9 protein-coding genes are annotated in these 8909 nt (G+C 71.6%); 4 read left to right on the forward strand and 5 right to left on the reverse strand.

What is annotated here, in order from left to right:
* From FV229_RS22910 to FV229_RS22920, 3 genes are all read left to right on the forward strand, one after another.
* Positions 1 to 690 (forward strand): MFS transporter (locus FV229_RS22910; protein ID WP_187275256.1); only part of this gene is annotated, 690 nt, incomplete at its 5' end.
* Between the two features lie 64 nt (positions 691 to 754).
* Entirely contained in the window at positions 755 to 2926 is a 2172-nt protein-coding gene (locus FV229_RS22915; RefSeq protein ID WP_147754168.1) for a primosomal protein N', read from the forward strand.
* Between the two features lie 80 nt (positions 2927 to 3006).
* Positions 3007 to 3366, forward strand: a complete 360-nt coding sequence (locus FV229_RS22920) for an STAS/SEC14 domain-containing protein (protein WP_147754169.1) — start codon at positions 3007 to 3009, stop codon at positions 3364 to 3366.
* A gap of 31 nt (positions 3367 to 3397) precedes the next feature.
* Here FV229_RS22920 and FV229_RS22925 read toward each other — a convergent pair whose 3' ends face one another.
* Positions 3398 to 3790, reverse strand: coding sequence for a hypothetical protein (locus tag FV229_RS22925; protein WP_147754170.1), 393 nt, complete (start codon positions 3788 to 3790; stop codon positions 3398 to 3400).
* A gap of 391 nt (positions 3791 to 4181) precedes the next feature.
* On the opposite strand from FV229_RS22925, the gene FV229_RS22930 reads away from it, so the two are divergent.
* Positions 4182 to 4388 carry a hypothetical protein gene (locus tag FV229_RS22930; protein WP_147754171.1) on the forward strand — a complete coding sequence of 69 codons (207 nt, stop codon included), beginning with the start codon at positions 4182 to 4184 and terminating at the stop codon, positions 4386 to 4388.
* A gap of 30 nt (positions 4389 to 4418) precedes the next feature.
* On the opposite strand, the gene FV229_RS22935 is transcribed toward FV229_RS22930, so the two are convergent.
* The 4 genes from FV229_RS22935 to gcvA all read right to left on the reverse strand — a co-directional run bounded on the left by FV229_RS22935 (position 4419) and on the right by gcvA (position 8737).
* Positions 4419 to 5453 (reverse strand): HD domain-containing phosphohydrolase, encoded by a 1035-nt coding sequence (locus FV229_RS22935; protein ID WP_147754172.1) that lies wholly within the window; start codon positions 5451 to 5453, stop codon positions 4419 to 4421.
* Positions 5454 to 5543: 90 nt separating this feature from the next.
* A complete protein-coding gene (locus FV229_RS22940) occupies positions 5544 to 7022 on the reverse strand; it encodes a PAS domain-containing methyl-accepting chemotaxis protein (RefSeq protein WP_147754173.1) in 1479 nt (492 codons plus the stop codon).
* A 339-nt stretch (positions 7023 to 7361) separates the two neighbouring features.
* Positions 7362 to 7802, reverse strand: coding sequence for a hypothetical protein (locus FV229_RS22945; protein WP_147754174.1), 441 nt, complete (start codon positions 7800 to 7802; stop codon positions 7362 to 7364).
* 56 nt (positions 7803 to 7858) lie between these two features.
* The gene (gcvA, locus tag FV229_RS22950; RefSeq protein WP_147754175.1) at positions 7859 to 8737 is read right to left on the reverse strand and encodes a transcriptional regulator GcvA; all 879 of its coding nucleotides are present in this window, start codon (positions 8735 to 8737) and stop codon (positions 7859 to 7861) included.
* Between the last annotated feature and the right edge of the window lie 172 nt (positions 8738 to 8909).

Genomic DNA, 8909 nt, shown 5'->3' on the forward strand with positions numbered 1-8909 from the left:
GCCGGCCTCGTCGCCGGAGCGGTGTTGTTCGTGGGGGCCGGCGCGACGGCGCTCGCCGGGCGGGCGTCGGGCGGCGCGCGCGCGCAAGCCTCGGAGGCTGGGATCGGCTTTGCCGGCCTGCTGCGCCTCGCCGCCTTCCGCCGCACGGTGCTGGTCGCGGCCCTGGTGGTCGGCGCGCACGCGATGCACGACGCCTTCGCGATGATCCTGTGGCGCGGCGCCGGGATCGGGGCAGGCGCCGCCGGCCTGCTTTGGGCGGAAGCCGTGGCGGCGGAGGTGTTCGTGTTCCTGATCGCCGGGCCGCCGCTGCTGGCGCGGATCGGGCCGGCCGCCGGCCTCGCCGTCGCGGCGGTCACCGGGGCCGTGCGCTGGGCGGTGCAGGCCGAGACCGTCGCGCTGCCCTGGCTCGTCGCGATCCAGTCCCTGCACGGCCTGAGCTTCGCGCTGCTGCACCTCGCCTGCCTCGGCCTGATCGAGCGGGCGGTGCCGCCGACGGCCCGAGCCACGGCGTTGACGCTCTACGGCCCCGTCGGGCTCGGGCTCGCGGGCGCGGCGGCGACGCTGGCCTCCGGCCCGCTGTTTTCGGCCTTCCACGGCCGGGCCTTCTGGGCGATGGCTGGGCTCAGCCTCGCGGCCGTGCCGCTCGCCCTGCGCTTGCGCGCCGAGCCCGCGCGCACGACCTCTGCCTGATGGCACGTTTTATGGTACAAAACCGGAACATGTAGCCATTCTCCGAAACCGACGCCCCACGCCCATGCCGCACGTCGCCGAGATCCTGATCCCCCTCGCGATCGACACCGCCTACAGCTACGCGGTGCCGGCGCACCTGACGCTTTCCGTCGGCGACGTGGTGCAGGTGCCACTGGGCCCGCGTGAGACGGTCGGCGTGGTCTGGGGCGTGGCTGAGACGGCCGGCGGCTCGAACCTGCGCCCGGTCACCGGGCCGCTCGGCGTGGCGCCGCTCTCCGAGCCGGTGCGCAAGCTGGTGGACTGGATCGCGCGCTACACCCTCGCGCCGAAGGGCTCTGCGCTGGCCATGGTGCTGCGCCTGCCCGACGAGGCCGCGGCGGCGGAGGTCGTGCGCGTCGGGGTCCGCACCACCGGCAAGGCGCCGGCCCGCCCGACCAAGGCGCGGGACAAGGTGCTGGCGGTCGCCGCCGACGGCGAGGTCCGGGGCAAGGGCGCGCTGGCGAAAGCGGCCGAGGTCTCGCTTTCGGTGGTCGACGGGCTCGTCGACGACGGCGCACTGGAGGCGGTGGCGCTCGCGCCCGAGCCCGTCGCCCTCCCCCCCGATCCGGAGTTTCCGCGGGTGCCGCTGTCGGAGGCGCAGGCCGCGGCGGTCGCGGAACTGGTCGGCGCGCCCGCCGCGGCGGAGGCGGCTGGCGGCGCGGTCCTGCTGGAAGGCGTCACCGGCTCGGGCAAGACCGAGGTCTACTTCGAGGCGGTCGCCGAGTGCGTCCGCTCAGGCGGGCAGGCCCTGATCCTGATGCCCGAGATCGCGCTGACCGCGCAGTTCCTCGACCGGTTCGCCGCCCGCTTCGGCGTCCGCCCGGCGGCCTGGCACTCGGGCATCGGTGGGCGGCGACGCGAGCGGTTGCGCGCAGGGGTCGCTAACGGCGAGGTGCGGGTGGTGGTCGGCGCCCGCTCGGCCCTGTTCCTGCCGTTCCGAAAGCTCGGCCTGATCGTGGTCGATGAGGAACACGAGAGCGCCTACAAGCAGGAGGACGGCGTCCACTACCACGCCCGCGACATGGCGGTGGTGCGGGGCAAGCTCGAGAGCTGCCCGGTGGTGCTGGCCTCGGCGACGCCCTCGATCGAGACGCGGGTGAACGTCGAACGCGGGCGCTACCGCCGCGTGCGGCTGCCCGAGCGCTTCGGCGGGCGGCGCCTGCCCGACATCCAGGCGATCGACATGCGCCTCGACAAGCCGGAGCGCGGGCGCTTCCTCTCGCCGCCGCTGGTCAACGCGGTGAAGGCCAACCTCGCTGCCGGCGAGCAGGCGCTGCTGTTCCTCAACCGCCGGGGTTATGCGCCGCTGACGCTGTGCCGCGCCTGCGGCCACCGCTATCAGTGCAAGAACTGCTCGACCTGGCTGGTGGAGCACCGCTTCCGCAAGGCGCTCGTCTGCCACCAGTGCGGCTACAGCGAGCGCCGGCCCGAGGCGTGCACGGAATGCGGCACCTTCGACAACCTCACCCCCTGCGGCCCCGGCGTCGAGCGCATCGCGGAGGAGGCGGCCGAGCTGTTTCCGGATAAGCGCATCATCGTGCTGTCGAGCGACTTTCCCGGCGGCGCCGAGCGGCTGCGGCAGGAATTGGAACTGGTCGCGGCCGGCGAATGCGACATCGTCGTCGGCACGCAGCTCGTGGCCAAGGGCCACAACTTCCCGCACCTGACCCTCGTCGGCGTGCTCGACGCCGACATCGGGCTGACCTCGGGCGATCCGCGGGCGGCCGAGCGCACCTTCCAGCTGCTGCAGCAGGTCACCGGCCGGGCGGGCCGCGGCGAGCGGCCGGGCCGCGCCATGGTGCAAACCTACCAGCCCGAGCATCCGGTGATCGCGGCGCTCCTGTCGGGTGATTCCGAGCGCTTCTACGAGGAGGAGATCGCCGCCCGCGAGGCGGCCGGCCTGCCGCCGTTCGGGCGGCTGGCGGCGTTGATCGTCTCGGCCAACGACCGGGCGACGGCCGAGGCCCACGGGCAGGCGCTGGCGCGCGCCGCCGAGCCGCCGGACGGGGTGATGGTGCTCGGGCCGGCCGAGGCGCCTCTGGCGCTGGTACGCGGGCGCTACCGATTCCGCCTTCTGGTCAAGACCGAGCGCAACGTCGATCTGCAGAGCTACCTGCGCGACTGGCTGGGGCGCGGGCCGAAGGTGCGCGGCAACGTCCGCGTTGCCATCGACGTCGACCCGCAGAGCTTTTTGTAGGCGATCCGGGACGCGTTCTGTAGGAGTGTGCGGTGCCGCGAGATACTCGGTCGGCGGCAGGCCTGTCAGGAGCGCGCATCGTGCTGAGCTACACCAAGAAGCCCGAGTCCAGCGTCGCCGAGATCGTGGTCGACGGGAAGATCACCGACGACGAGATGAACGCGGTCATGACCGCGATGAAGGCCGACCTCGACAAGGGCGGCAAGCTCAAGCTGCTGGAGGACATCCGCGCCTTCGAGGGCATGGAGCCGGCCGCCTTCTTCAAGGACCCGCGCTTCGGCCTGTCGATGATGAAGGGCGTCAGCCACGTGGCGCTCGTCACCGACGCACAATGGCTCAAGGTCGTCGCCGAGACCTTCGGCTTCGTCTCCCCGGCTCAGATCAAGGTGTTCGAGCGCGCCCGCCTCGACGAGGCCCGCACCTGGCTCGCCGCCGCGTGACGCAGACGGTCCCGCCGCGGGCGGGACCGTTCTACTCGGCCTGGGCGGTGTGCGTCTTGTTGCGCCGCGCCGTCCAGCGGCCGGAGCACAACGCCGACACCTTCCAGGTCCCGGCCCCGCCGGCCGCCTGAAGCCGGCCCGAGGCCGCGCCGCTCGCGGCCCCGTTCGAGACGTTGAGCCCCACCGTGCCGTCCGGTCCGACCTGGCCGGTGACCCGCGCGCCGGACTCCTTCGCGGACGCCGTGCGCACCTGCCCGTCTCGGATCGCGATGGCGGTGGTGTAGCGCGCGTCGCACAGGCCGCTCTCCGTCACGAGATCGACGGCCCAGGTCCCGTTGAAGGCACCCGGTTCTCCGGCGGCTACCGGCGACACGGTCGCGCCGGAGAGGAGGCCGACGAGAACGATCGGGGTGAGCTTCAGCATTCGGGACCTTTCTGTAGATCGGAAGGCGACCGCCGGGCACGACGGCAGCGACATCGGAAGACGAAACCGCGACGAGGCGTCTTGCGTGGCGCCGCGCTGATGAACGGCGGAGGCGGCAAGATGATGACGCCACTCAAAGCCGGCGGATAAGCGTTCGGCCGTCGGTTGCGTCGGCGATGATTGGGGGCGGGGCACCTGTTCCTTGCGCGCCCGCCGCATTGATCACGTCTTATAGCATGATGACCGCAAAAACCAAAGTTTTACGGGTTTCACGGGTGGGCGACGCGGCCTGCTGGCGTCGGCGGGCGCCTCCCGGCATCCAGCCCGATGCGGCGCGTTAACGCTTCATCAACCATGCCGCGTCCACGCTGTCCCGAGGAGAGACACCGCCATGAAGCGACGCCCGAGCCGCGACTTCGATGCCCTGAGCCAGGCGCAGATCGCCGCCGGGCGGACCGACGCCCGCCGGGTGGACGCGGCGCGGCTGATGTCCGCGCAGGCGCCCAAGCGCATGGCGGACCTTCTCGATGCGATCCAGCACGTGACGGAGGCCGCGACCGGCGAGCGCAGCTTCCTCCACGTCCGCCCGCGTTCGTAACGCCCGCGCGGCCGACCGTCCGCGTGCGCCTCAGAACGCGTCGGCGACGGGCTTGAACGCGCGGACGAGGTCGCCGTCGAGCCGCCCGGCCATTCCGACGAGGATGTCGTAAGCCGGCATGCTCTCCATCCGCGCACGGTAGGGGCGGTGCTCGGTGAGCGCCCCGAAGATGTCGCAGATCGTGACGAGGCGAACCAAGTCCGAGATCTGGCTCCCGACCAGCTTGTCCGGATAGCCCGAGCCGTCGAGCATCTCGTGGTGCGAGTGCGCGACGGCGAGCAGGCTCTCGTCGAACCCGCGGCCGACCAGCATGGCGTGCCCGTGCGCGGGGTGGGTGCGCATCTCGGCCATCTCTACGGCGTCGAGCTCGCCCGGCTTGTTCAGGATGGCGGCGTCGATCGCGATCTTGCCTACATCGTGCAACAGGGCCGCCTTCACGAGGTGATGGCGGTCGGCGGCGCCGAGCATCAGGACGCCGCCGAACGCGGCCGCGAGCCCGGCGACCAGCAGGCAATGCCGGTGCGTGGCGTCGTCGAAGCGTCGCACCGCCCGCACCCAGGAGCGGATGCCGCCCTCCTGCAGGGCGGTCTCGATGAGCGTCGTTCCCGCCGCGATTTCGACCGGCGAGAGCGGCCGTCCCGGGACGAAGGTGGTGCACAGGAACCGCTCGGCCCGTTCGCCGTGGCGCCGCATCGCGTCGGACATCGGATCGATCCGGTTCCGCAGCTCCGCCAGGGCGCTGCCGAGGGCGGCCGGGCCGGAGGCGGCGCTCAGCAGGCTGGAGGCGCCGAGCAGCTCGGCGTAGGCGCGGGTCCGCGCACCGTTGTCGTGGAACAGGCAGACGTAGGGCACGTCCTGGCCGCGGACGCGCTCGAGCAGCGTGCGCAGGCGCGACAGCGCCTCCGAGGTCAGCGCCTTGACGTCGCTGACGATGAGTTCGGCGGCCGCCGGGCAGGAGGCGTCGTCGTAGAGGTCGAAGACCGTCGAGCGCTCGACGTTCGGGAGGTCCCGTGCCAGCCGCGCCGTTCGGTGCGTGTCGTCGCTGATCAGGAGCAATTCGGCCATGACGGCGGTCCACCGGGGAGATCGTGGTCGTTCGGGTCTCGAAAGGCGGGCGCAGGTCGCGAACGCGGCTCACGCCGCAGCCGCCGGGCCTCAGCCGAAGGCGCGGGCGGCCGAGCGGACCTGACGGGTCGCGTCGTCCACCCGCTCGCTCGCCTGGGCGATCAGGTCCATGCCCGAGGCGATCGCCGTGACGCCGTAGGACGCGGTCTGCATGCTACCCGAGATCTCCTGCGTGACCGCGGATTGCTCCTCCACCGCGGCCGCGATCGCGCTCGACACGTCGCTGAGCGTCTGGATCGTGGTCCTGATCGAGGCGATCGCGTCGACGGCGTCGCGGGTCGCGTTCTGCGTCGCGGCGATCTGCGTGCGGATCTGGTCCGTCGCCTTGCCGGTCTGCTCGGCCAGCGCCTTCACCTCGGCCGCGACGACGGCGAAGCCCTTGCCCGCCGCGCCCGCACGCGCGGCCTCGATGGTGGCGTTCAGCGCGAGCAGGTTGGTCTGCGCCGCGATGCCCTGGATGAGCGCGACGACATCGCCGATCTGTGCCGCCTGGCTGCTCAGGCCGGCGACGATCAGGCCCGTGCGCTCGGTCTCCTCGACGGCCTGTCCGGCGATCCGGGCCGCGTGGCTGACCTGCTGGCTGATCTCGCCGACCGAGGCCGAGAGCTCCTCCGCACCGGAGGCGACGGCCTGGATGTCGCCGGAGACGCGCCCCACCGTGGCGGCGGCGTCGGTCGTCTGGCGCGTGACGTCCTCCGTCGCCGTCCCGATCGCGTCGAGGTCGGTGCCGATCGCCCGCTGCGCCTCGGCGCGGCGCTGGCGCTCGTGCACCTGTTCGGTGATGTCGGTGGCGAACTTGACGATCTTGGTCGTGCGGCCCTCCGCATCGGTGACGGGATTGTAGGTCGCCTGGATCCAGACCTCGCGACCGCCCTTGCCGATCCGGAGGTACTCGGCCGATTGGAATTCGCCGCGCGCGAGCGCCGCCCAGAACGCCTGGTAGGCCGGGCTTACGCGTTCGGCCTCGGTGACGAACATGCGATGGTGCCGGCCCTGCACCTCGTCGAGCCGGTAGCCGACCGCGTCGAGGAAGTTGGGGTTGGCGGTGAGGATCGTGCCGTCGGGTTCGAAGGCGATCACGGCCTGCGAGCGGTGCAGCGCAGCGATCTGGCCTTCCATCTCCAGCGCCGCGAGCTTGTAGGCGGTGATGTCGGTGGCGAACTTCACAACCTTGACGGTCTTGCCGGCCCGGTCGAGCACGGGATTGTACGAGGCCTGGAGCCAGACTTCGCGGCCGCCCTTGGCGATGCGCCGGAAGGCGGCGGAATCCGCCTTGCCCTTCGACAGGCCCTCCCAGAACAGACGATACGCCTCGCTCGTCCGCTCGGACGGCTCGAGGAACAGGCTGTGGTGCCGACCTTGGATCTCGTCGAGGGCGTAGCCCATCGTCGCGAGGAAGTTGGCGTTGGCGGTGATGATCTTGCCGCTGCCGTCGAACTCGATCACGGCCTGCGACTTGTGCAGCAGATCCGACGTGACCGAAGTTCGGCGATTCAGAAGACTCAGCATGTCGCTCCCTCGATGGAACATCGACGCCACGACGCGCGGGACCCTTGAAGAGGGGTGGCGGCGGGCTGACTCGGCTTGGGAGGACGATACGTCGAGAGACGTTAAATCTGGTTTATTTTCTTACGAACCCTTGGGTCCGCGACACTCTGGCATCGCTTGCGCACAATTCTTATAGTCCCCGGCATGATCACGATGTCGATTGCGCGGGGCGCCGCCGCAGAGGCGCGTGCGGGGACAGGACCAGTGATCGCGCGACGACGCGGGGCGGCAGGCTCCCGCGCGGACGCTAGACAATTCTGCGTGATGCCGACGACCGTGCAGGCGCGTCTCCCGAAGCCGTCAGGCGCCGGGCGTCGCCGCATCGCCGTCCCGCATCGCTTCGGCGACGCTCTCGAAGGCCGCCACCACCGCCCGCGCGTTGGCCTGGCGGATGGCGTCGAGGTCGGGGGCTCCGGCGCCGGGTATCTCGATGTCCGACATCTCGGCGCTGAGGCTTTTCCCAAGCGCGCGCACCCGGTCCGGCGGCAGGCCGCTCTGCTCGAACACCAGCACGGCGACCGTCTGGACCAGCACCCGCAGGGCGGAGGCCTCCGCGAGCCGCTCGACCGCTTCCTGATTGATCGCCATCGCCATCCCGTCGCTTGGCCCAAGAGCATTTTCCGTGATCTCCGGATCACGGAAAACTGCTCCAACCTGCTGTGTGGTCGCATTTTCTTCACGCGAGCCGGCATCCACCGCGCTCGACAATGCTCGAAAAGCTGTCTCGTCGCCGCCCGCCATGCCCGACACGGCGTGCCGCTGGCAACCGCTCATGCGCGGCGCCGGCCGATCGACGCTCAGGCGGCGGTGGGGAGCCAGTCGCAGAAGGCGCGCACCGCCGGGTCTTCGGCCCGGGCCTCCGGCACGTAGGCGTGGTAGCTTCGCGCCGGCAGGGCCGGGCCGGAAAACGGCAGCGTCAGCCGCCCCGCGGCCACGTCGTCGGCGATCAGCCGCTCCGGGCCCATCGCCACGCCGAGGCCGTCGAGAGCGGCCTGCAGCGTCAGGTAGAAATGTTCCAGCGTCACCGAGCGCTGCGGGCGCAGGCTCGGCACGCCGGCGACGTGCAGCCAGTGCGGCCAGACCTCGGGCAGCGTCGCCGCATTCAGCAGCGTATGCTGCGCCAGATCCGCCGGCGCCCGGAGCGGCAGACGTCGCAGCAGGCCTGGGCTGCAGACCGGGATGCGCCCCTCGGGCAGGAAGGCGATCGCGACGTGCCCCGGATACGCGTCCGGGCCGCCGCGGATCGCGACGTCGAACGGTTCGGCGAGGTGGGCGAGCGGCACGTTGGAGGTCGTGAGCCGCACCTCGATCGCAGGGTTGGCCCGCTGGAAGGCCGAGAGGCGCGGGATCAGCCAGCGCAGGGTGAAGGTCGCGAGCGCGTTCACGTGCAACACCCGCGTTCGTCCGCGCTCGATCTGCCGCGCGCTGGCGAGGGCCACGCGGTCGAGGGCGGCACCGATCTCGGCGAGGTAGGCACGCCCGGCCTCGGTGAGCACCACGCGGCGGTTGTGGCGCTCGAACAGCGGCGCCCCGAGCCAAGCCTCGAGCGCCTGCACGTGCCGGCTCACCGCACCGTGGGTCACGCGGAGCTCGGCCGCGGCAAGGGTGAAGCTCTGGTGCCGGCCGGCAGCTTCGAAGGCCTTCAACGCATTCAGCGGCGGCAACCGGCGGCGCATGCGTGTCAGCTTTCCTCACACGTGCGTCAGCATAAGGCGTTTGTCGGGGGACCGCGAGGACGGCATCGTGCCGGCCATGAACGCCGACAGCCGAACCTCGCCCGCCGAAAGCCTTGCTCCTCCAAGCCTCGCCGAATCAAGCCTCGCCGCCCCGCCCGCTGGCGGCGCGGAG

It is taken from the genome of Methylobacterium sp. WL120, from assembly GCF_008039465.1.
GTDB lineage: Bacteria > Pseudomonadota > Alphaproteobacteria > Rhizobiales > Beijerinckiaceae > Methylobacterium > Methylobacterium cerastii.

Bases quoted from the DNA above. Each gene is read 5' to 3' on its own strand.
- FV229_RS22940 (WP_147754173.1), bottom strand. From the start codon at position 7,022: ATGCTGAGTCTTCTGAATCGCCGAACTTCGGTCACGTCGGATCTGCTG.
- gcvA (WP_147754175.1), bottom strand. From the start codon at position 8,737: ATGCGCCGCCGGTTGCCGCCGCTGAATGCGTTGAAGGCCTTCGAAGCT.
- FV229_RS22915 (WP_147754168.1), top strand. From the start codon at position 755: ATGCCGCACGTCGCCGAGATCCTGATCCCCCTCGCGATCGACACCGCC.
- FV229_RS22925 (WP_147754170.1), bottom strand. From the start codon at position 3,790: ATGCTGAAGCTCACCCCGATCGTTCTCGTCGGCCTCCTCTCCGGCGCG.
- FV229_RS22930 (WP_147754171.1), top strand. From the start codon at position 4,182: ATGAAGCGACGCCCGAGCCGCGACTTCGATGCCCTGAGCCAGGCGCAG.
- FV229_RS22935 (WP_147754172.1), bottom strand. From the start codon at position 5,453: ATGGCCGAATTGCTCCTGATCAGCGACGACACGCACCGAACGGCGCGG.
- FV229_RS22945 (WP_147754174.1), bottom strand. From the start codon at position 7,802: ATGGCGGGCGGCGACGAGACAGCTTTTCGAGCATTGTCGAGCGCGGTG.